Origin of the sequence: Streptomyces sp. NPDC005423, assembly GCF_040606415.1 — a bacterium.
Classification (GTDB): domain Bacteria; phylum Actinomycetota; class Actinomycetes; order Streptomycetales; family Streptomycetaceae; genus Streptomyces.
In genome coordinates this window covers 117651-139279 of record NZ_JBEXET010000013.1, presented here as the reverse complement: position 1 = coordinate 139279, position 21629 = coordinate 117651, and the positions used below count along the sequence as shown (strand labels likewise).

The window sequence follows — 21629 nt, the reverse complement described above, 5'->3', positions numbered from 1 at the left end:
GCCCTGCCTGGGCGAGCCGATGGGCCGAGGGTCCGACGTTGATCGCGAAGGGGTAGCGCCATGCCGAAGCAGCGGGAGACCGCCGTCTACACACACGGGCACCACGAGTCCGTGCTGCGCTCGCACACCTGGCGGACCGCCGCCAACTCCGCGGCGTACCTGCTCGGTTCGCTCAAGCCCCACATGAAGATCCTGGACATCGGCTGCGGGCCGGGCACCATCACCGCCGACCTGGCGGCGCTGGTGCCGGACGGCCATGTCACCGGTGTCGACCACGCGCCCGGCATCCTGGACCGGGCCCGTGCCACCGCCGCCGAACGCGGCCTGTCCAACGTCGACTTCGCGGTCGCCGACGTGCACGCGCTGGACTATCCGGACGACACGTTCTGCGTCGTCCACGCCCACCAGGTGCTCCAGCACGTGGGCGACCCGGTGCAGGCGCTGCGGGAGATGCGCCGGGTCACCAGGCCGGGCGGGTTCATCGCCGTCCGCGAGTCGGACTACGCGGCGATGACCTGGTACCCGCCGGTGGCCGGACTGGACGACTGGCTGGACCTGTACCAGCGGGTGGCGCGGGCCAACGGGGGCGAACCGGACGCCGGCCGGCGGCTGTTGTCGTGGGCGCGCCGGGCGGGGCTGACGGAGGTCACGGCGACGTCGAGCACCTGGACCTACGCGACGGCCGACGAGCGGGCCTGGTGGAGCGGTCTGTGGGCGGACCGCACCGTCGCGTCGGCGTACGCGGAGCGCGCCACGGCGGGCGAGCACGCGACGGAGGCGGAGCTGGCGGCCGTGGCGGACGCCTGGCGGGAGTGGGGTGCCCGGGAGGACGGCTGGTTCGCGGTCCTGCACGGGGAGATCCTCTGCCGCAAGGAGGCGTGAGGACCCCTCGCGCGACTACGCGGGCGGGTCTGCGGGGATGCGCGGCGGCCGGGCGATCCTCCGGAAGGATCACCTCCGCGGGGCCGCCCGCACTAGGCTCGTCCCATGGAGATTCTGGGAGCCACGCTGCGCGTCTGCGTCGATGACCTGGAGACCGCGATCCCCTTCTACGAACGGCTGGTGGGGGCCACCGCGCTCCGCTTCGAGCGGGGCGGGGTGTCCGTGGCCGCCGTCGGCTTCTTCCTGCTGATGAGCGGGCCCGAGGCCGAGCTGGAGGTGCTGCGCAAGGTCGCGGCGACGATCGCCGTCAAGGACGTGGACGAGGCCCGCACCGTCCTCTCCGGTCTCGGCGCCCGCGTTCTCGCGGGCCCGCTGGCCACGCCGGCCGGCCGCAACCTGATCGCCCGGCATCCGGACGGCTCGGTGTACGAGTACGTGGACCGGCGCTCCTGAGCCGGCGCGCTCCGTCGGCGTCGGCTCAGGTCACCTGACGCGGACGACCGTACCGGCCAACCGCCGTGCGGCGGGCCGCAGTTCGCGCTCCACGGCGCGTGCGGTGCGCGCGTCGCACACCACGCGGGACGCGCTCGGCCCGCGCCGGCCCAGCAGCGCCATCCGCAGATGGGTGGGCGGGTGCGTGGTGTCGAGGTGCTGCCAGGTCAACTCACTGACCCGGCGCAGCCGTTGGTGCTCGCGCGGCGGTACGGCGGCGGCGTACTCGGCGAGGCAGGACCACAGGCGTTCGTCCCCGGGCGCCTCCTCGTCCGTGGCCAGCCGGCCCAGTTCCTCCTCCACGTTCTGCGCGTGCAGCAGCATCTCCGCGAGGCCGAGCGCCGCCTCGGTGGAGGCGACCCGGGCCGCCAGGTCGTCGGCGAGGTACTCGCGGCGCGGAAAGCCGTGCAGGGAGAGCCGGTTGAGCAGTCCGAGCGCCCACTGGACCACGCGGTGCGGCAGCACGAGTGGCAGTCCGGCGGCGCGGTGCCGGCGCCGCTCGGGGCGCAGCAGGTGCGCCCAGGTCCGCAGGGTGTGCAGGGCGGTGCCGACGGTGAGGCCGTGCCGGGTGTCGCCGTTGGCGAAGTGTCCCAGCTCGTGTCCGAAGAGGGCCACCCGTTGCTGGGGTGTGAGCACGTACCAGAGGCCCAGGCCCAGGTGGAGCACGCGCCGGCGTACCCCGTAGGAGGTGACGGCCGCGTTGAAGAACGGGTCGAGGACGATCTCGTCGACGCCGCGGGTGCCGAGTTCGCCGGCGACGGCGTCGAGCAGCCGGAACAGGCGGGGCGCGTCCGGGCGGCGCAGCCGGGGCATGGTCGTGGTGAGCCGGGGGTGGCGGGGGCGCAGCAGGGGTGAGAGGAGGGCGAGTGCCGCGCCGGTGGCGGCCGCGCGGGGGTGCGGCCAGTTCCGGGCGAGGAGTGCGAGGCCGGCCGCGAGGACGGCGGGCGAGAGGCCGTGCACCAGCAGTGCCAGTCCGTAGGAGGCGAGGCGGGTGGGGCTGAGGCGGGCCCGGCGGGCCTCGGTGCCGGTCCGTACCAGTTCCTCGAAGACGGCCGTCCCGGTCTCCGTCCCGGTGGCGGGCGCCAGTTCGGCCCAGGTGGTGTCGGGTCCGTCGGTGTGGTGCGGGAACAGCCCGGGTGCGACATTCCAGTCGCAGGCGTCGCACCAGGCCGGGTAGCCCTCGTCGTCGGGCATCGCGGCCCCGCACCGCGGACAGTTCAAGCCGTGTTCGGCCACCGTGTCCCCCCTCCTGTACCGCTCGCCTTCGACAACGAACCGGGGTGCGTGTCCGGTTCACCCGGGGCGGTACCGACCGCGGTACGTTCCACGGCGTACGGGGTCCCGTGCTGACGTCGTGACGGGTCGTCGTCACGATCACCATGGAACCCGGCGGGCGGTGAGGTGACCAGGGGCGCTGCCGGTCAGGATTGCGCAAAGGCGGGAGCGGGGCCCCGCGCGGAGGGGGCGGGAAAATCCGCGTGCCGGTGGCGGCTGACCGCCGTAGAGTCGGGCGGTCGGCGGGCAGGGACGAGGAGTGGGGACGGCGGATGAGCGAGCGGCACACCTATCGGGTGATCGTCCGGGGGACGTGGGACGGGCTGACGGACGGGGCCCGTGAGCGGCTGCTGGCGGAGGCGGCCGGGCACGGGATGCTGAGCATGCGGTTCACGGAGGACGGCTCGCTGAGTTACGAGCCGTCGCCCCTGAAGCACTTCTCGTGGCGGTACGTGGTCGTCTCGGAGGCGGTGGACGGGGAGGAGATGGCCGCGGCGATCGCGGAGGACCGCGCCGAGACCGCGCTGGCCTCCCTCGGCTACGGCTTCCGGGACCTGCGATCGACGGTCACCGACCTGGACACGATGAAGGTCAACCGGAAGTCCGCGTCTCGGCGGTGATCGCCCACCGCTGGTGGTCGCGCCACGCCCCGTCGACGTAGATCATCGCCGGGGAGAAGCCCTCCATGCGGAAGCCGCAGGCGCGGGCGAGGGCGATCGAGGCGGCGTTGCCGGGCTGGACGTTGATCTCCAGCCGGTGCAGCTGCATCGGCCCGAAGGCGTGCCCCACCACGAGGTCCAGGCCTTCGCGCATCAGTCCGCGACCGGCCGCGTGGGCGAAGGCGCCGTAGCCGAGGGCGCCGCACAGGAAGCCGCCCTCGACGATGTTGTTGATGTTGATGAACCCGGCGATGCCCCCGCCGTCCCGCTCGCAGACGAGGAATCCGGCCTTGGTCCGGTCCTCGATGAGCCGTGCGGCGTACGCCGTGTACGCGTCGGCGCCGGTCGGCGGGAAGAGCCAGGGATGGTGCAGGTCCTTGCTCTCCCGGGCCCGCGCGGTGAACTCGGCGCCGTCCTGCTGGGTGAAGTGGCGTATGGCCACGCGGGGGCCCTCGGCGAGGTGGCGGGATGCGGTGTCAGGCATCCCGCCAGCGTACGCGGGCGGGGGGTGGCCGGTCCGGTGCCTGGTTCATCTCCGACCCCTCGGAGGACAGCCCGCTCCCGGAGCGCCGGACTGCCGCACACCACCGCAGAGGGAGCGGCGGCCTGCCGGCGACGTCGGCCCGTCTCCGTGCGCCGTCGCGTGACCTGACGGGCACTCGGGCGGCAGCGGCGCGATCGTCAGCGGCTCAGCGCAGCGCGGGTTCGTCGAGGGTCAACGTGCCCGCGTCGGCGTCGAGTGCGGCCGCCACCCCGAGCGGCACCGTCAGCGCGCCCGCGCGGTGCCCGAACCCGAACTCCTCGACGACGGGCACCCCGAGCCCGCCGAGCCGGTCGGCGAGCACCGCGCGCACCCGCTCGTAGGGACCGCAGTCGTCCCATGATCCGAGGGCGATCCCCGCCACTCCGTCGAGCCATCCGGAGCGCAGGAGTTGGGTGAGCATCCGGTCGAGGCGGTACGGCTGTTCGCCGACGTCCTCCAGCATCAGCAGCCCGCCCCGGGCACCGGGCAGTGTGTGCGGGGTGCCGAGGCCGGAGGCGAGCAGGCAGAGGCAGCCGCCGAGGGTGACGCCCCGGGCCCGTCCGGGTACCAGCGGGGCGCTCCGGGGCGGGTCGGCCGTGACGGTCCGTACGGACTCCGGCTCGAACAGGGTTGCCCGCAGGTGTTGTTGGGTGCGGGTGTTCTTGAGGAGGTCGACTCCCGCCGCGGCCGGCCCGTAGAGGGTGACCAGCCCCAGGCGGGCGGCGAACGCCTCGTGCAGGGTGGTGACGTCGCTGAAGCCGACGAAGACCTTGGGCCCGGCGGCGCGCATCGCCTCCCAGTCGAGCAGGTCGGTCATGCGCTGTGCGCCGTAGCCGCCGCGGGCGCAGAGCACGGCGTCCACGGACGGGTCGCACCAGGCGCTCTGGAGATCGGCGGCGCGGGCCTCGTCGCTGCCCGCCAGGTAGCCCAACTCCCGGTGCCGGTCCAGCACATGGGGTGCCGGGACGGCGTCGAGGTGCCAGTCGCGCAGCAGGTCGAGGCCGGCCTGGAGCCGCTCCTCGACGACGGGACCGCTGGGCGCGACGACGGCCACCCGGGCGCCGGGGGCGAGCCGGGAGGGCCGCAGGAGTTCCTTCACCGGGTGAGCTCCAATCGCGGGACGCCGGGCGGGTTGAGGCCGAACACCTGGGCGTACAGGGAGAGTTCGGCTTCCAGGGCGCGGATCGTGGTGTCGGCGCGGCGGAAGCCGTGCCCCTCGCCGGCGAAGGTGAGGTAGGCGTGCGGCACGCCTCGGCCCCGCATCCGCTCCAGGAACCGCTCGCACTGGACGGGCGGGCAGATCACGTCGTCCAGGCCCTGGAGGAGGAGGAAGGGCGCGGTGACGCGGTCGGCGTGTTCGGTGGGCGAGCGCTCGGCGTACCGGGCGGGCACGTCGGCGAGGGGTCCGACCAGGGTCTCCGGGTACCGCGACTCGAAGTCGTGGGTCTCGCCCGTGCCCCAGCCGGCCAGATCGAGGATGGGGTAGAGGATCGTGCCGCAGGCGTAGACGTCGGTGGCGGTGAGGGACGCGGCGGTGGTCCAGCCGCCCGCGCTGCCGCCCCGGACGGCGAGCCGGCCGCGGTCCGCGGTGCCCTCGTCGGCGAGGGTGAGCGCGACGGCCGCGCAGTCCTCGACGTCGACGACGCCCCACTGCTCGCGCAGCCGGTCGCGGTAGGCGCGGCCGTGTCCGGTCGAGCCGCCGTAGTTGACCTCGGCGACGCCGATGCCGCGCGAGGTGAAGTAGGCGATCTCCAGGTCGAGTACGAGGGGCGCCCGGCTGGTGGGGCCGCCGTGCGCCCAGATGACGTAGGGCGGCAGTTCACCGCTGGGTCCCACGCAGCCGGGGTGGTGCGGCGGGTAGACGTGGGCGTGGATGTCCCGGCCGGCCGGACCGGTGAAGGTGCGGAGCTGCGGCTCGGGGTAGTAGGCGGGGTCGACGGGGTCCTGGTGGGCGGCGCCGATCACCCGGGCGCGGCCGGTGCGGGTGTCGAGTTCGACGACCTCGTGGGCGCTGCGCGGGCCGGCGCCGACGGCGGCGATCCGGTCGCCGTGCACCGCGAGCGTGGGGGTGAACTCGGTCCACGGGCCGGCCGCGTCGACGACCTCGCCGGTCTCGGGGTCGAGTATGCCGAGGGCGGTGGTGCCCCGGCCGTGCACGACGGCGATGAGGCCGTTCTCCAGGGGGGCGAACCAGCGGTGTCCGAGCTTCCACAGCGCCCCGCCGAACTCCTCCTCGCGGGGGCAGAGCGGCTCGTGGTCCCGGTAGAGGTTCCACCAGCCGGTGCGGTCGGCGGCGTACAGCAGGGAACCGTCGAAGGCCCAGTCGACCTGGGCGATCGACTCCTCGGGTCCGCCGGCGACGGTCCGGGCGGCGCGGAAGGTGCCGTCGTCGGCCACCTCGGCGAGGACGAGTTCCGTGCCGTCCCACGGCATCCGGGGGTGGTCCCAGGCGAGCCACGCCGCCTGCCGGCCGTCGGGCGAGAGGCGGGGTCCGGTCACGAACCGGTGTGCCTCGTCGGTGAGTTCGCGTACGGCGCCCCGGTCGTCCGCGGCGGAGCCGTCCAGCGGTACGGCGGCCAGGACCCGGCGCACGTCGGAGGGTCCCTCGCCGGTGAACTCCTCCAGTACGCACCAGACTTCACCCCGGTCGAGGAGCAACTGCGGCTCCGCCCAGCGCAGTCCGCCGCCCACCGGGGAGAGGGGGGTGAGCGGGTACGGCTCGGTGCCGGGCAGGTAGCGGTAGAGACGCTGGTCGGCGAAGTTCACGAAGACGGTCAGCGTGGTCGGAGCGCCCGCGGCGCCGGCTGGTCGGTCGTCCTGGACCGCTCCGGTCCACGGCCGGCCGCCGTACTCGATGACGCGGCTGCGTACGTTCCACGGCGGGGGCAGCACCGACTCCTCGGTGCCGTCGGCGCGCCGCCGCACCAGAGTGCGCCGGCCGCCCTCGGCGGGCCGGGGCGCGGTCCACCACACCTCGTCGCCGACGAAGCCGACGTACTCGGGGTGTCCGTCGTGCGCGGCGGCGAGGGCCGCGTCGACCGGTGAGGGCCAGGAACCGTGGGCCAGGAACCGCATGCCGTCCCCCATGTCGTCTAGGCCGTCCGCAGGAAACGGTCCAGGACGCGCACGCCGAAGTGCAACGCCTCGACCGGGACCCGTTCGTCGACCCCGTGGAAGAGGGCCTGGTAGTCGAAGCCCTCGGGAAGCTTCAGGGGCCCGAAGCCGTAGCCGGTGATGCCGAGGCGGGAGAACTGTTTGGCGTCCGTGCCGCCGGACATGCAGTACGGCACCACATGCCCTTCGGGTGCGAACTCCTCGACGGCGGCCCGCATGTGGGCGTAGAGCGGCGAGTCGACGGGTGCCTGGAGGGCCGTCTCGCGGTGGTGGAACTCCCACTCCACGTCGGGTCCGGTGAGCCGGTCGAGGGTGGCCCGGAACTCGTCCTCGCCGCCGGGCAGGAAGCGTCCGTCGACGTACGCGACGGCCTCGCCGGGAATGACGTTGACCTTGTAACCGGCTTGCAGCATGGTCGGGTTGGCGCTGTTGCGGACGGTGGGCTCGACCAGTGCGGCCGCCGGGCCGAGCTTGCGCAGCAGTCCGTCGACGTCGTCGAGGTCGGGCTCGATGCCGTACAGGGCGGCGAGTTCGGTGAGGGCGGCGCGGACGGTGGGGGTGAGCCGTGGCGGCCATGCGTGGTCGCCGATGCGGGTGATCGCGGCGGCGAGGTGGGTGACCGCGTTCTGGTGGTTGACCTTGGAGCCGTGACCGGCCCGGCCGCGCGCGGTCAACTTCAGCCAGCCGGTGCCGCGTTCACCGGCGGCGATGGGGTAGAGCTGCCGGCCGGAGCCGTCGTGGAAGGTGAACGCCCCGGACTCGCCGACGCCTTCGGTGCAGCCCTCGAAGAGGGCCGCGTGCCGGTCGGCGAGGAAGCCGGCGCCGTCCACGGCGCTGTCCTCCTCGTCGGCGGTGAAGGCGATCACCACATCGCGCCGGGGCCGTACGCCCGCGCGGGCCCAGGAGCGCACGACGGCGAGGATCATCGCGTCCATGTTCTTCATGTCGACCGCGCCGCGGCCCCACACGACCCCGTCGCGGATCTCGCCGGAGAAGGGGTGCACGCTCCACTCCTCGGCCCGGGCCGGCACCACGTCGAGGTGACCGTGGACGAGGAGCGCGCCGGCCGACGGGTCGGTGCCGTGGACGCGGGCGACGACGTTGGTACGGCCCTCGGTGCGCTCCAGGAGCTCGGGTTCCAGGCCCGCTCCGGCCAGCCGTTCGGCCGCGTACTCGGCGGCGGGGCGCTCCCGGCAGTCGCCGCCGCCCCGGTTGGTCGTGTCGAGCCGGATGAGGTCGGAGGTGAAGGTCACGACCTCGTCCAGGGCCTGTTCGTCAGCCATACTGCTCCTCCACCGCGGCCGACACGATCGTCGTGACCGCCTTGAACGTGCGGATCCCCTCGTACATCGTGGCGCTGGTGTACGCCACCCTCCGCTCGCCGGTGCGCTCCACGCCCGGCACGACGGTGGCGGCCATCGACAGGTGCTCGGCGTCGAACTCCAGCCGCACGGTGAACGGCCCCTCGCTGAGCGGTTGGTGACGGACCGCCAGGGCGGCGGCCTCCTTCGCCGCGGCCCGGATGTCGGCGGCGGTCCTGGCCGGCGTACGGCACACCGCCGCGTACCGCGACACATGGTCCTTGACCGCGACCTTCAGCGCCCCGGGCGCGTACCCGAGGGCGTCCTCGCAGGCCACGTCGTCGCCGGTGACCAGGACGACGGGTACGCCGTACTCGGCGACGACCCGCGCGTTCAGCAGCCCCTCGCTGGCGCGGACGTCGTTCACCCACACCCCCGTGATCGAGTTCGCGAGATAGGTGTGGGCCAGGACGCCCTCCATGCCGGCGCCCGCGTGGTAGCCGACGAAGGCGATCCCGTCCACGTCGCCGTGCTGGACGCCCTCCACCATCGAGAGCGCCTTGTGCCGGCCGGTGAGCAGCTCGGCGCGCTCGTCGAGCCGCTCCAGCAGGAGGTTGCGCATGGTCCAGTGGGCCTCGTTGACGAGTACCTCGTCGGCGCCGCCGTCGTAGAAGCCGAGCACGGCGGCGTTCACGTCGGAGGTGAACATCGCCCGGCACCGCTCCCACTGCGGTGTCCCCGGCAGCACGTCGGCGGGCCAGGTGACGCCGGTGGCGCCTTCCATGTCGGCGCTGATGAGGATCTTCATGGTGCGTCACGTTACGCACCGGCGGCGGAACCCGCCACGAAGAGGTGCGGAGCCGCAGGCGGGGCGGGCGTCAACTCCCTTGCTTCTTGGGGAAGACGTACTCGTCGAGGAGGAGGCCGACGGCGACGGCCGCCGGGATGGCGACGAGGGCGCCGATGATGCCTAGGAGCGCCCCGCCGACCAGCACCGCGAGGATGGTGACCAGCGGATGGACGTCGACGGCGAACTTCATGGCCCGCGGCACGATGAGGTAGTCCTCGGCGACCCGGAAGAAGATGTAGAAGAGCGCGGTCGCGATCGCGATGGGGAGTGAGACGGAGAGGGCGACGAGGCTGACGACGATGCCGGCCAGCGTGGAGCCGACGATCGGGATCAGGTCCATCAGGGCCGTGAAGATGCCCAGTGCGGCGGCGTAGGGCACACCCGTCGCCACGCACCAGCCGAAGGTCGCCGCTCCGGCGATCGCCGAGGTGATGAGGTTGCCGAGCATGAACTTGCCGATCCGGCTCATGATCTCCTCCGCCACGCCCTCGACGCGCTCACGGCGGCTGGCGGCCACGAAGCGGTAGCAGAACTGCTTGATGACCGGCAGCGCCGCCATGCAGTAGAGGGTCACCGTGATCACGATCGCGGTGGAGGTGAGGGTGGACAGGACCAGCTGGCCGGCGCCGAGGACACCGCCGGCCACCCCGGTCGCCGCGCCCCCCGAACCGATCTGCTGCTTGGCCTTCTCGACCACGTGGTAGCGGTCCTCCAGGCGGCCGATCGCCGACTGGTGGTCGTGGAGCTGCTGGAGCCAGCCGGGCACCGCGTCGATCAGCGCGGTGATCTCCTTCGCCACCGGCGGGATGACGAGCGCCAGGAAACCGCCGAGCAGCAGGACGAACCCGGTCAGCACGATCGCCACGGCCCAGCCGCGCCGCAGGCCTCGGCGGGTGAACCAGCCGACGACCGGCTCCAGACCGATCGCGATGAACGCGGAGAGCAGCAGCAGGGTCAGCATCGAACTGACCCGCAGGACGGTCTGGACCGCGAGCCACGCGACGGTCGCCCCCAGCCCCAGCGAGAACCCCACCCGCGTCCAGGACCGTCTGCGCCCCTCACCGGGAGCCCGGCGCGGCGGTTCCTGGGGCGGTGACTCCTGGGGTGGGGCGCCCGGTGTCCGTACGCCGTCCGCCGGGCCGGGACCGGCGCCGTGCGCGCCCGTCCCTTCCCCGGGTCCGTACTCCCCCAGAGCGGACTCCGGCTCGGCCTTCTCAGACATCACGACACCTCTCACACCGACACCGACACCAACACGTCCGTCATCACGGTCCGTTCGAGGAGAGGCCGCCGACGCGAGGGGGGACAGGCGGCCGGCCGCGGACTCACCCCGGGCGGGGAGGGGCGTGCCGCGGCCGGGCTCCGGTCGCGCCCCCGTCAGGGTGTCGTCGGTTCTCCGTCAGCTGCGGGTACCCGGTGTCTGGGGCATGACACCGGGCGCGGCGGTCCTGGTGTGCGGCGGGCTGCCCGGCTCATTGCCCGGGGGAGGCGGCCCCGGCTCATCGTGCGCGGAGGCCGGCGCGGTTTCCGTGGTCGGGAGGAGGGCGCGGTTCTCGTACACGGGAGGCCGGCGCGGCTCTCGTGGTCGGGAGGCGGCGCGGTTCTCGTGGTCGGGAGGCGGCGCGGTTCTCGTACGCGCACGGCCGCTGCGGTTCTCGTACGCGAGCGGCGGGTCCGGTCCTCGTACGCCGGAAGGCCGCCCCGGTCCTCGTACGCGAAAGGCCGCTGCGGTCCTCGTACGGAGACCGCCCGGCTCCTGCGTACGCGGGAGGCCGCCCTCGTCCACGTACGCGGAAGGCCGCCGCAAGCCCGGCGCTCGTGCGTGCCGTCGGTCGGGCTTCGGGGCGAGTGGTCGTGCGGCCTCCGGCCGGTCAGCGGGGCGTGGCGGGACGGGGGCAGCGGCTCGCTGTCCCCGCCGTCGTCGCCGGGTAGCCGCGCGGCTCGCGGGCCGCTCTCCGAGCGCGTCGCCGGGCGCGCTCGGAGAGCCGTCCGGGTGCCGGTCCCGCCGTCACCAGTAGTGCCGTCGGCCTCCTACCGCGTGACCCACCGCGCCCAGGATCATCAGCACGACGCCGATGGCGAGCAGGACGATTCCGATGGTCCACAGAATGCCGATTCCGGTGACAAGACCGACGATGAGGAGCACAAGGCCGAGGATGATCATGGCGTCTCCGATGATGGGGCGGCGGCCCCCTCATCTCAGAGTTCACCCATTCCTCCGACAGCACAACAGAAACGGACATCTCCGTCCCGGGTTCCCCGTTTCGGGAGCCCGCGTCCGGGACAGCGGACGGAACGGGGCCGACTGTCCGGCTCCGGGAGAGTCCGGCTCCGGGAAAGTGAGGACGAACCGCATGGACGTGCGCGGCAGGAACCCTGTGCCGGTCACCGGCCGGCCCGCCGGGCCGTGGGGCGCTCCGTGAGCGCGGTGACGAGGCGGCCGGACACGGCGCGGGAGCCCCGGGCGTGGGGGCCGCCGGCTCCGTTCGCCGCGCCGGCGCTGACCGCCGCCGTGCTCACCGCCCCTGCCGGGAGCGCACGGTGATGTGCGGCACGGACGGCGAGGAGACCAGGGCTTCCGGGGCGGATCCGGGGCAGGACCGGGCGGCGTTCTCGGCCCTGCTGGAGGACAGCGCGGAGGACCTGTACGAGCACGCGCCGTGCGGCTATCTCTCGACGCTCCTCGACGGCCGGATCGCCAAGATCAACGCCACCCTGCTGAACTGGCTCGGCCGCGACCGCGAGGAGCTGGTGGGGCGGCGGACGTTCGCGGACCTCCTCACCGTGGGCGGCCGTCTCTACCACGAGACCCATTTCGCGCCTCTGCTGCGCATGCAGGGCGAGATAAGCGGTATCGCGCTGGAACTCCAGGCCGCCGACGGCAGCCGGCTGCCGGTCCTGGTGACCTCCGTCGTCCGCAAGGGCGAGGACGGCGAACCCCTGCTGATCCGCACCACCGTCTTCGACGCCCGCGACCGCCGCGCCTACGAGACGGAACTGCTGCGCGCCCGCCAGGAGTCCGAACGCGAACGGGAGCGGCTGCAACGGCTGAACACCACGCTGCAGAACACGCTGCTGCCTCCCGTTCTGGCCAACGTGCCCGGACTGGACGTCGCCGCGCACTACCACATCGCCTCCGTCGACGAGGTCGGCGGCGACTTCTACGACCTGTTCCCGCTCACCGCGGGCACCTGGGGTTTCTTCCTGGGCGACGTGTGCGGCAAGGGCGCGGCGGCGGCGGCCGTCACCTCGCTGGCCCGCTACACCCTGCGTGCCGCCGCCGTCTACCAGCCCGACCCGGCGGCCGTGCTCGCCAACCTCAACACCGTCCTCAACCACGAGTACCACGGCTCCGACCCGCGGTTCTGCACCGTCATCTTCGGTCTGCTCACCCCGGACGGGGACGAGGGCGGCTTCCGGGTCACCCTGGCCAGCGGCGGTCATCCGCCGGCGCTGCTGCTGCGGGCCGACGGCCGCGCCGACTATCTCCCCACCCCCGGCGGCCAGCTCATCGGCATCCTGCGCGACGCCGACATCGCCACCACCGGCCTCCGCCTCGGGCCCGGCGACACCCTGCTCCTGCACACCGACGGTCTCACCGAGGCCCACTCGGCGGGCCCCGGCGACCGGTACGGCGACGAAGCCCTGCTGGAGTTCGCCCGGGCGCTGGCCCCCACCTCCGCGCGCTCCGCCGTGACGGCGGTCCAGGACCTGCTCGACACCTTCGGCACCGGGGTGGACGACGACACCGCCGTCCTCGCCCTCAGCGTGCCCCGACCCACCCGTGAAGAGCAGACGTGAACCACAACGAACTGACCCTCCGCACCCGCACCACCCCTGGCGGTCCGGTCATCGAGCTGGCCGGGGACCTGGACCACGACAGCGCGCCGCGGGTCCGCGCGGTGCTGCCCGGTCTCGTCATCGCTCCGGGCGGGCAGCTCGTCGTCGATCTCGCCGGGCTGACCTTCTGCGACTCCAGCGGCATCACCGTTCTCATCGCCGCCCGCAACCGGGCGCTGGAGGCCGAGGCGTCCATCGTGCTCTCCGCGGTCCCCGACCGGGTGAGCCGGATCTTCCGGATCGTCGGTCTGGAGCAGATCTTCCCCACCCATCCGACCGCCGAGGCGGCCGTGGCGGCCTGGACACCGCCCGCCAAGCCCTGATCCGGGCGGTGTCCAGGCCGGGGTGCAGGCCGACGGACGGGACCGGTCCGGGCGTAGGGGACGTGCTGCGGAGGTGCAGGAGCAGGGGACCCGCTCGGGACGCGGGGGACCTGCTCAGGACGCGGGGGACCTGCTCCCGGCAGAGCGGACAGGCTCGGGACGCAGGGGAACCCGCTCCGGGCACAGTGGACTTGCTCGGGTGAGGGGGGACATGCTTCCGGTGAACGGGGGCAGGAGGAACTAGTCCTGTTCCCCAGTGAAAGCGACACCGTGACTTCTTCCGTGCAAGCCCGCGCCACCACCACCGCCGCCGCCACGGAAACACCCCTCTCCACGGATGACCTGCCGTGGATCGAGGACACCGCCAAGGTCGCCCCCAAGGACGCCCGCGTACTGTCCCGGCACTTCCTGGACCGCCTCTCCACCCTGGAGGAGGGCACCCCGGAGTACCAGTACGCCCGCAACACCCTCATCGAGATGAACCTCTCGCTGGTCCACTTCGCCGCCCGCCGCTTCCGCAACCGCGGCAACGGCGACATGGACGACATCATCCAGGTCGGCACGATCGGCCTCATCAAGGCGATCGACCGCTTCGACCTGACGCGCGAGGTCGAGTTCACCTCTTTCGCGATCCCCTACATCACCGGCGAGATCAAGCGCTTCTTCCGCGACACCACGTGGGCCGTCCACGTCCCCCGGCGCCTCCAGGAGCGTCGCGTGACCCTCGCGCACGGCAAGGAGGCCCTCACCAACACGCTCGGCCGCGCCCCCACCACCCAGGAACTCGCCCAGCACCTCGACCTCACCGAGGAGGAGACCGTCGAGGGGCTCGTCGCGGCCAACGGCTACACCGCCGGCTCCCTCGACACCCCCGCCTCCGACGACGAGACCGACACCACGCCCACCTACACCGACCTGATGGGCGACACCGACCCCGCCCTGGAACTCTTCGAGGACCTGCACACCCTGGCCCCCCTGCTCCAGCGCCTCGACCACCGCCAGCGGGCGATCGTCGAGATGCGGTTCGGGCAGGAGATGACCCAGGCGCAGATCGGCCAGGCACTCAACGTCTCCCAGATGCACGTCTCCCGCCTGCTCTCCCGCATCCTCACCCAACTCCGTGAGGGCCTCCTGCCCAAGTGAGGTGAACGGGGTGGATCCCCGCGCCTCAACGCGCGTTCGCCGGACCGTCCGAGAGGGCGATCCGGGCGGTGACGCGCTTACCCGAGGGCTCCAGCAGGACCCGGAACCCCCGCGTCACCGCCATCACGATCTCCAGACCGTGCTGCCCGACCCGTCCCGGGTCCACCGAGCGGGCGGCGGGCCGCTCCCGCGCACTGTCCCGCACGGTCACCTCCACCTCCACCGCCCCGTCCGCGACGGCGAGTTCCATCCACAGCGGCCCCGGAGCGTACTTGCGGGCATTGGTCACCAGCTCGCTGACGACCAGCTGGGTCAGTTCCATCGCACGCGCGGAGACACTCACGTGATGCTCCGCCCGCAGCCGGCCGAGGAAGTCCACCGCGACATGACGCGCCTCGGCGATGCACGCGTCGCCGTCGCCCAGCCGGACGGCAGTGGCCAGGGTCTGAGCGCCGGGTCCCGGTGCGCCGTCACTGTCGGCAGGCTCCACGCTCGTTCACCTTCGTTCCCCTCGTCGGCTGGCGTTTACCCCGCGCCGCGCGGCTCATGTACCGCTCACGCAATCGGTCCGACCATCCGAACACGGCTCCCCCTCACACGGAGCCGCCATCCGCTCAGTGCCGAAAAGCTGAACCCATACAGGTGCCGTAGGCTGCGTCAACCGGCATGGGTACATATATGCGAATACCGAAGGAGCCATTGCATGGCGAGGCGAGACAACACCGCGGATCTGGTGGGACTGCTGTCGAGCAGTGACCGGGACCTTGCCGCTTCTTGGGTCAGCGAGGTGTCGGGGTCGCTGGGCGGCCGGGTGGTCACCGCCGAACTCGACCGTGAGCTGCGGGAGTTGTACGAAGCCCTGATGCAGGCCCTGGGGCAGGGCGCGCTCGACGTGCACTCGGAGCAGATGTCCGAAGTGCGCGCCCTGCTGACCGAGTTGTCGCGGAACCGGGCCCGTCAGGGGTTCTCGCCGACGGAGACCGCCATCAGCGTCTTCGCGTTGAAGCGGGTCCTGGAGCCGGTGCTGGAGAACGGCTCCGCCGACGAGATCCGCGCCTTCCTCCGCCTCGCCCGCATCCTGGACGGGCTCGGGCTGTTCACGATCGAGACCTACACGCGGACCCGCGAGGAGCTGATCACCGCCCAGGCGGAGCAGCTGCTGGAGCTGTCCACGCCGGTCGTGCGGCTGTGGGACGGGGTGATCGCCGTACCGCTGGTGGGCACCCTGGACTCGGCGCGGACCCAGGTGGTGATGGAGAAGCTGCTCCAGGCCCTGGTGGACACCGGGTCGGAGCAGGCGATCATCGACATCACGGGGGTGCCCGCGGTGGACACCCAGGTGGCCCAGCACCTGCTCAAGACCATCGTCGCCGCCCGGTTGATGGGCGCCGAGTGCACCGTCTCCGGCATCAGCCCGCAGATCGCCCAGACCATCGTGGCGCTGGGCATCGAGTTCGGCGACATCGTGACCAAGGCCAGTCTGGCCGACGCCCTCAAGCTGGCCCTGCACCGGTCCGGCGTGGATCTGGTCCCGTACGGCGGCGGCCCGCGATGAGCGAGCGCATTCCGGTCCTGCGGATCGGCGACATCCTGCTGGTGTCCGTCCAGTCCGATCTGGAGGACCAGACGGTACTCAACCTCCAGGAGGATCTGGCCGAGCAGATCGTGGCGAGGTCCGCGACCGGTGTCGTCATCGACATCAGCGCCCTGGAGATCGTCGACTCGTTCGTGGGACGGATGCTGGCGACGATGGCGGCCATCTCCCGCATGCTCGACGCCCGGACCGTGGTCGTGGGGATGCGCCCGGCCGTGGCGATCACCCTGGTCGAGCTCGGCCTCTCCCTCGGCGGCGTGAGCACCGCCCTCGACCTCCAGAAGGGGTTGGCGAAGCTGAGCCGGTCCCCCGGTTCGGCCCCGCGGTGACAGTGCCCTGGACCGCCGGAGAGGAACCCCAGGTCCATCCCGTCGACCGCAGCAGCGACCTCGTCCACGTACGCCAGGCCATCCGCGCCCTGGCCCAGCGGTGCGGGCTGTCCCTGGTCGACCAGACGAAGATCATCACCGCGGCCAGTGAACTCGCCCGCAACACCCTGACGTACGGCGGCGGAGGCGTGGTCCGGGCCGGTACGGCGAGCAGGGCGGGCCGACAGGGCGTCGCCGCCGTCTTCGCGGACCAGGGCCCGGGCATCCCCGACGTCGGGCAGGCCATGACGGACGGCTGGACCTCCGGCGGCGGCCTGGGCCTCGGCCTGAGCGGTGCCCGCCGGCTGGTGGACGACTTCGACCTGCGGACCGCGCCCGGCGAGGGCACGACGGTGACCATCGTCAAGTGGGCCCGGTGAACGGCGCCGCCATGGTCGACAGCGAGGACATGGAGTGGTTCCGGGAGAGCCCCTCCCTGCCGGTGACCGCCCGCGGCGCCGCCGCCGCGCTGGCCCGGCGCGTCGGCCTCAGCACCCACCGGGCGGCCGAGGTCGCCCTCGCCGTCACCGAGGCCGCCACGAACGTACAGCGGCATGCCGTGGACGGCGCGCTGCTGCTGCGCACGGTGCGCTCGGGGGACGTGGCCGGGGTGGAGTTCCTCACCGTGGACTCGGGTCCCGGTATGACGGACGTGCCGGCCGCCCTGACCGACGGGACGTCCAGCGCCGGCACCCTGGGCATCGGGCTGGGCGCGGTCTCCCGTCTCGCCGACCACTTCGACCTGCACTCCGTGCCCGGCCGCGGGACGGTCATGGCCGCGCGGTTCTGGCCCCGCACCGCGGCCGGCAGGGCCGTCGTCACCTCCCCGGAGGCGTCCCCCGCCGCCGGTGTGACCCGGGCCATCAGCGGCGAGAGCGTGTGCGGGGACGCGTGGGCCGTGCGTACGGTGGCCGGCGGCGACGCGCACCGGCCCGCACTGCTGGTCATGCTCTGCGACGGCCTGGGCCACGGACCGCTGGCGGCGCGCGCGAGCGGTGCGGCGGTCAAGGCGTTCCACGACACCCGCGACCTCACCCCGGAAGGCGTGCTCAACGCCGTGCACCCCGCCCTGCGGGGCACGCGCGGCGGAGCGGTCGCGGTGGCCCGGGTCGAGCCCGCCGCCGGGCGGCTGCTGTACTGCGGCATCGGCAACGTCAGCGGTTTCCTGATCGGCGGCGGGGGCGCGCGCCGCGCGCTGCTGTCGGCTCCCGGGATCGTCGGCGCCCACATGCGGCGGCTGCGCACCTTCGAGGAGCCGCTGCCCGACCACGGGGCCCTGGTCATGCACTCCGACGGACTGACCGAACGCTGGGACGCGGGGGCGCTGCCGGGTCTGCTCGGGCACTCCCCGCTCGTGATGGCCGGCCAGTTGCTCCGCGAGGCGGGTGTGCGGCGGGACGACGCGAGTGTCGTCGTCGTCAAGGGCGCCTGGTGAGCGGTGCGGAGAGGAGCGGGCATGGCCGGGAAGGGGTTTGAACACGGCCTGGGCGGCGGGGCGTTCGGCGACGGCCGGGTGATGTCCTTCGCTCTCTCCTCCGCGCAGGACGTGTTCGGTCTGCGGCGCCGTGCCCAACAGGCCGCCGTCGTGCTGGGGTTGGACCGGCAGGACCAGGTGCGGCTGGCGACCGCGCTGAGCGAGCTGGGACGCGACCGGCTGGGCTGCCAGGGGCTGGAGGTCTCCTTCGGCCTGGACAGCGCGGACCGGCCGGCCGCCCTCGTCGTCGAGTTCACCTGGAGCGGCGGACCGCCGCCGGCCCGGGACACCCTCGACCTGGTGGCCAAGCTCGTGGGGGTGGAGTACGCGGCCGGGGCCGCGGCCGGCCGCGTCGTCATCACCCAGCCGCTCGCCGCGGACGCGGTGCGGCCCGCCGAGCGGCGGGACCGGCTGGCGAAGGTGCTCGGCGACGGCGTCCGCACCACGGAGGCGGACGATCTGCGTTCTCAGACAAGGGACTTGATCGCCACCCTGGAGGAGACCCGCGCCCAGCGGGAGGAACTGCGGCGGCTGAACGAGGAGTTGGAGGAGACCAACCGGGGCGTCCTCGCCCTGTACTCCGAACTGACGCAGGAACTGGAGACCACCAACAGCGGTGTGCTCGCCCTCCACTCCGAACTGGAGGCCAAACGGCACCAGTTGCAGGAGGCGAGTGAGGCGAAGACCCGGTTCTGGACCAACATCAGCCACGAACTGCGCACCCCCGTCAACTCGATGGTCGCGCTCTCCCGACTGCTGCTCGCCCCCAGTTCGCCCACCCTCAGCGGCGAGCAGCGGGAACAGGTCGAACTCATCTCGTCCGCGAGCCACTCGCTCCTGTCGCTGGTGAACGACCTCCTCGACGTGGCGAAGGCCGAGGCCGGCCATCTGGAGATCCACCCCGAGCCGGTGGACCTGCGCCTGCTCGTCACCCACCTCAGCGGGCTCCTCCTCAGCGGCCACGGCCGGGAGGGGGTCACCCTCCTCACCACTCCCCCGGAACAGCAGCCGGCGCTGGTGACCGACGAGACGCTCCTGGTCCGCATCCTGCGCAACATCCTGTCCAACGCTTTGAAATTCACCGACCAGGGCGAAGTACGCCTCGACATCACCACCGCACCCGAACCGTCCGGTCCCGCGGTCCTGTTCACCGTCACGGACACCGGGGTGGGCATCCCGGCCGACGAACTCGACCGGGTCTTCGAGGTGTTCTACCAGGTCCGCGGCGCCCACCAGCACGGACGACCCGGCACCGGCCTGGGGCTGCCCTACGCCCGTACCCTCACCGAACTGCTCGGCGGTTCCCTCACCCTCACCAGCACCGTCGGGGTCGGCACCCAGGTGCGGGTCCGGCTGCCGGATCTCGGCCACGACCGCACGCAGGAACCCCCAGCCGAAGGGACAGGCCGTGACACATAGCAACGAGGACCCGCTGCCCGCGACCGTCCTGGTCATCGACGACAACGAGACGAACCTCTACGTCCTGACCAGCTGGCTGCGTCGCGCGGGACACAGCGTCATCGGCGTCGCCTCCGGCGAGGAGGGTCTCGCCCGGCTGAAGGACGTCACAGAGCCGCTCCCCGACCTCGCGATCATCGACGTACTGCTGCCCGGCATGAGCGGCTTCGAGGTGAGCGAACGTCTCAAGCGGGATCCGCGGACCGCCCATGTGCCGATCATCCAGATCTCGGCCGCCGCCATCAGCCCCGACGATCACGCCGAGGGGCTGCGGCGGGGCGCCGACGCCTACCTCGACCAGCCCATCGACCCCGGTGAACTCCTCGCCACCGTCACCGCCACCCTGCGCTACGCCCGCGCCCGGCAGCGCGCCGAGCGGCTCGCCGAACGGCTGATCGCGCTGAACGGCGCGACCCTGGACGTGTACAGCGCGGTCGGCTTCCACTCCTTCGCGTCGGCCGCCACCGGCGGCGCGGCCGGTGTCCTGGCGAGTCCGGCGAGCGCGGTGTTCCTCTCCCCGCACACGCAGGCGGTGCACAGCATGATCGACGAGCCGGGCAGCGCCGTACGCATCCAGCCGGCGCCTCCCGGTCTGCCGGACCAGCTCGCGGCCCGCTGTCTGCACCAGGAGACCGGCGTCGCGATCACCCGCCTGCCGCTCAGCCAGTGGCGTGCCCTGCTGCCCACCGACCACCTCGACGCGGAGGTGGCCCTCGCGGTCGCCCGCACCAAGCGGGGCCGTCCGCCCGTCTGCCTGGCCGTGCCCGCCTCCGCCCTGCACGGCGCCGACGACGAACAGCTGCTCCAGCAACTCGCCAACACCAGCGCCCTCGCACTCGAAGCGCTGCGCACCTACAACGAGGAACACGCCCTCGGCCTCGCCCTGCAACGCTCGTTCCTGCCCAAGGAGTTGCCGGTCGTACCCGGCATCGAGCTGGCCTTCCGCTACCTCCCCGCCTCCGAACACGCGGAGATCGGCGGCGACTTCTACGAAGCGGTACAGACGGTCAACGGTCTGCTGCTCGCCATCGGGGACGTCGTCGGACACTCCCTGACCGCCGCGACCGTCATGGGCGAGGTGCGCCACGCACTGCGCGCCTACGCCATCGAGGGCCACCCCCCGCACCAGATCCTGCAACACCTGGAAACCCTGCTGCGCCAGTCCCAGCCGGGCATCACCGTCACCCTCTGCCTGGTCCTCGTCGCCCCGGACGGCCGTCGGCTGCACATCGCCAACGCCGGTCACATCCCCCCGCTGGTGATCGACCCCCGGGACGGCCCGCGGTTCCACCACCCGCACGGTCCGCTGCTGGGCCTGGGGCTCCCCCATCCGGAGCCCTCCGTCGTGCCGGTCCCGCCCGGCACCCGCCTGCTCCTGGTGACGGACGGTCTCGTCGAGGTCCGTACGACCCATCTCGACGCCAGCCTCGCGGAGTTCCGCGAAGCGGTGGCCGCGGGACCGGAGGATCTGGAGGCGCTGTGCGATCTGCTGCTCAGCCGGTTCGGACAGAACAAGGACGACGACATCGCGTTGATCACGGCCCTGTTCAGCTGAGCCGCCCGCCGCCCCCGCGCGACGGACCCGCGACCAGCCACCGGGACGGCAGCGCGACCCGCGTACCGTCGGCGGCGAACTCCGTGGTGAGCAGCGGCAGTTCACCGTGGGCGAGGACGGTGAGGCCGGCCGCGCGCAGATGGTCGACCATCTCGGCGTCGCCGACCGCGCCGGGCGCTATGCCATGGCGCAGGATGGGTTCCAGCTTCGACGGCGGCCCGCCCGGGTCCTGGGCCAGGCCGCGCAGGACCGGTCCGGCGGTCTCCGCCAGTTCGACGAGGAAGGCCAGGCCGCGTTCCCCGACGAGGGCGGCGAGTCCGTCCACCAGCGGCTGCCGGGAGTCGGGCTCGACCTGGTGCAGCACCCCTCGCATGTACACGTTGGCGTCGCCGAGTTCGGCGTGCAGGGTGTCGACCTCGGTCTTGTCGGCGGCGTCCAGCAGCCGGTAGGCGGCCTGTCCCGCCGGGTCCGACGCCCGCGCGTGGTCGAGGGCGGCGGCGGCCAGGTCGACGCCGATGACGTGCGGGAAGCGGTCGGCCAGGAAGCGGGTCTGGGTGCCGTTGCCACAGCCGAGGTCCAGCATCGGCAGCCCGGGATCGGTCAACTGCGGTTCGAAGAGGGCGAGATGGGGGCCGACCGTGAGCATCGGCTGCGCGTCCCACAGCACGGCTCCCGGCTCGTCGGACGCCTCGCGCCAGAAGCCCTCCCACGACTCCCGGTACCGACTCGTCACGCTCATGTCCCACTCCCCCGTCTGCGAAGCCGTACCGTCGTCAGT

General features: G+C 72.8%; 22 protein-coding genes. 12 read left to right on the top strand and 10 right to left on the bottom strand.

Annotated features, from left to right (window positions below; all coding sequences use genetic code 11):
- Nucleotides 1-60 precede the first annotated feature (60 nt).
- Nucleotides 61-882 (top strand): methyltransferase domain-containing protein, encoded by an 822-nt coding sequence (locus ABZT12_RS16845; RefSeq protein ID WP_356384047.1) that lies wholly within the window; start codon nucleotides 61-63, stop codon nucleotides 880-882.
- 105 nt (nucleotides 883-987) lie between these two features.
- Nucleotides 988-1335 (top strand): VOC family protein, encoded by a 348-nt coding sequence (locus tag ABZT12_RS16840; RefSeq protein ID WP_356384044.1) that lies wholly within the window; start codon nucleotides 988-990, stop codon nucleotides 1333-1335.
- Between the two features lie 30 nt (nucleotides 1336-1365).
- Here the strand turns inward: ABZT12_RS16840 and ABZT12_RS16835 are convergent, their stop codons facing one another.
- Nucleotides 1366-2568, bottom strand: a complete 1203-nt coding sequence (locus tag ABZT12_RS16835; protein WP_356384041.1) for a M48 family metallopeptidase — start codon at nucleotides 2566-2568, stop codon at nucleotides 1366-1368.
- A gap of 353 nt (nucleotides 2569-2921) precedes the next feature.
- Between ABZT12_RS16835 and ABZT12_RS16830 the strand changes: the two genes are divergently transcribed.
- The gene (locus ABZT12_RS16830; RefSeq protein ID WP_356384038.1) at nucleotides 2922-3269 is read left to right on the top strand and encodes a DUF6204 family protein; all 348 of its coding nucleotides are present in this window, start codon (nucleotides 2922-2924) and stop codon (nucleotides 3267-3269) included.
- On the opposite strand, the gene ABZT12_RS16825 is transcribed toward ABZT12_RS16830, so the two are convergent.
- From ABZT12_RS16825 to ABZT12_RS16795, 7 genes are all read right to left on the bottom strand, one after another.
- Nucleotides 3241-3792: a GNAT family protein gene (locus ABZT12_RS16825; RefSeq protein ID WP_356384035.1), complete on the bottom strand. Its 552-nt coding sequence runs from the start codon at nucleotides 3790-3792 to the stop codon at nucleotides 3241-3243. The genes ABZT12_RS16830 and ABZT12_RS16825 overlap by 29 nt on opposite strands.
- A 205-nt stretch (nucleotides 3793-3997) precedes the next feature.
- Nucleotides 3998-4930, bottom strand: a complete 933-nt coding sequence (locus ABZT12_RS16820) for an LD-carboxypeptidase (RefSeq protein ID WP_356384032.1) — start codon at nucleotides 4928-4930, stop codon at nucleotides 3998-4000.
- Nucleotides 4927-6906 carry a prolyl oligopeptidase family serine peptidase gene (locus ABZT12_RS16815; RefSeq protein WP_356384150.1) on the bottom strand — a complete coding sequence of 660 codons (1980 nt, stop codon included), beginning with the start codon at nucleotides 6904-6906 and terminating at the stop codon, nucleotides 4927-4929. Before ABZT12_RS16815 ends, ABZT12_RS16820 begins: the two co-directional genes overlap by 4 nt.
- A gap of 17 nt (nucleotides 6907-6923) precedes the next feature.
- A complete protein-coding gene (locus ABZT12_RS16810; protein WP_356384029.1) occupies nucleotides 6924-8228 on the bottom strand; it encodes a M20/M25/M40 family metallo-hydrolase in 1305 nt (434 codons plus the stop codon).
- Entirely contained in the window at nucleotides 8221-9054 is an 834-nt protein-coding gene (locus ABZT12_RS16805; RefSeq protein WP_356384026.1) for a M55 family metallopeptidase, read from the bottom strand. Before ABZT12_RS16805 ends, ABZT12_RS16810 begins: the two co-directional genes overlap by 8 nt.
- A 70-nt stretch (nucleotides 9055-9124) precedes the next feature.
- Nucleotides 9125-10318 carry an AI-2E family transporter gene (locus ABZT12_RS16800; RefSeq protein ID WP_356384024.1) on the bottom strand — a complete coding sequence of 398 codons (1194 nt, stop codon included), beginning with the start codon at nucleotides 10316-10318 and terminating at the stop codon, nucleotides 9125-9127.
- A 786-nt stretch (nucleotides 10319-11104) separates the two neighbouring features.
- Nucleotides 11105-11260: a DUF6131 family protein gene (locus ABZT12_RS16795; protein WP_356384021.1), complete on the bottom strand. Its 156-nt coding sequence runs from the start codon at nucleotides 11258-11260 to the stop codon at nucleotides 11105-11107.
- Between the two features lie 380 nt (nucleotides 11261-11640).
- Between ABZT12_RS16795 and ABZT12_RS16790 the strand changes: the two genes are divergently transcribed.
- From ABZT12_RS16790 to ABZT12_RS16780, 3 genes are all read left to right on the top strand, one after another.
- Nucleotides 11641-12897 (top strand): SpoIIE family protein phosphatase, encoded by a 1257-nt coding sequence (locus ABZT12_RS16790; protein WP_356384018.1) that lies wholly within the window; start codon nucleotides 11641-11643, stop codon nucleotides 12895-12897.
- Complete coding sequence (locus ABZT12_RS16785; protein WP_356384015.1) at nucleotides 12894-13259, top strand: STAS domain-containing protein; 366 nt, start codon at nucleotides 12894-12896, stop codon at nucleotides 13257-13259. The genes ABZT12_RS16790 and ABZT12_RS16785 overlap by 4 nt, the downstream gene beginning before the upstream one ends.
- Nucleotides 13260-13541: 282 nt before the next feature.
- Entirely contained in the window at nucleotides 13542-14402 is an 861-nt protein-coding gene (locus ABZT12_RS16780) for an RNA polymerase sigma factor SigF (protein ID WP_356384148.1), read from the top strand.
- A 25-nt stretch (nucleotides 14403-14427) separates the two neighbouring features.
- Here the strand turns inward: ABZT12_RS16780 and ABZT12_RS16775 are convergent, their stop codons facing one another.
- Nucleotides 14428-14844, bottom strand: a complete 417-nt coding sequence (locus tag ABZT12_RS16775) for an ATP-binding protein (protein ID WP_356384145.1) — start codon at nucleotides 14842-14844, stop codon at nucleotides 14428-14430.
- A 261-nt stretch (nucleotides 14845-15105) separates the two neighbouring features.
- Here ABZT12_RS16775 and ABZT12_RS16770 point away from each other — a divergent pair, with 261 nt between their 5' ends.
- The 6 genes from ABZT12_RS16770 to ABZT12_RS16745 all read left to right on the top strand — a co-directional run bounded on the left by ABZT12_RS16770 (nucleotide 15106) and on the right by ABZT12_RS16745 (nucleotide 20851).
- The gene (locus ABZT12_RS16770; RefSeq protein ID WP_356384012.1) at nucleotides 15106-15957 is read left to right on the top strand and encodes an STAS domain-containing protein; all 852 of its coding nucleotides are present in this window, start codon (nucleotides 15106-15108) and stop codon (nucleotides 15955-15957) included.
- Nucleotides 15954-16325, top strand: a complete 372-nt coding sequence (locus ABZT12_RS16765; RefSeq protein ID WP_356384009.1) for an STAS domain-containing protein — start codon at nucleotides 15954-15956, stop codon at nucleotides 16323-16325. Before ABZT12_RS16770 ends, ABZT12_RS16765 begins: the two co-directional genes overlap by 4 nt.
- Nucleotides 16322-16744 carry an ATP-binding protein gene (locus ABZT12_RS16760; RefSeq protein WP_356384007.1) on the top strand — a complete coding sequence of 141 codons (423 nt, stop codon included), beginning with the start codon at nucleotides 16322-16324 and terminating at the stop codon, nucleotides 16742-16744. Before ABZT12_RS16765 ends, ABZT12_RS16760 begins: the two co-directional genes overlap by 4 nt.
- Nucleotides 16745-16755: 11 nt before the next feature.
- Nucleotides 16756-17799: an ATP-binding SpoIIE family protein phosphatase gene (locus ABZT12_RS16755; RefSeq protein WP_356384142.1), complete on the top strand. Its 1044-nt coding sequence runs from the start codon at nucleotides 16756-16758 to the stop codon at nucleotides 17797-17799.
- Between the two features lie 81 nt (nucleotides 17800-17880).
- Complete coding sequence (locus tag ABZT12_RS16750) at nucleotides 17881-19257, top strand: ATP-binding protein (protein WP_356384139.1); 1377 nt, start codon at nucleotides 17881-17883, stop codon at nucleotides 19255-19257.
- The gene (locus ABZT12_RS16745) at nucleotides 19247-20851 is read left to right on the top strand and encodes a fused response regulator/phosphatase (RefSeq protein WP_356384004.1); all 1605 of its coding nucleotides are present in this window, start codon (nucleotides 19247-19249) and stop codon (nucleotides 20849-20851) included. The genes ABZT12_RS16750 and ABZT12_RS16745 overlap by 11 nt, the downstream gene beginning before the upstream one ends.
- On the opposite strand, the gene ABZT12_RS16740 is transcribed toward ABZT12_RS16745, so the two are convergent.
- Complete coding sequence (locus tag ABZT12_RS16740) at nucleotides 20844-21590, bottom strand: class I SAM-dependent methyltransferase (RefSeq protein ID WP_356384001.1); 747 nt, start codon at nucleotides 21588-21590, stop codon at nucleotides 20844-20846. The two genes, ABZT12_RS16745 and ABZT12_RS16740, sit on opposite strands and share 8 nt — an antisense overlap.
- Nucleotides 21591-21629: the final 39 nt, after the last annotated feature.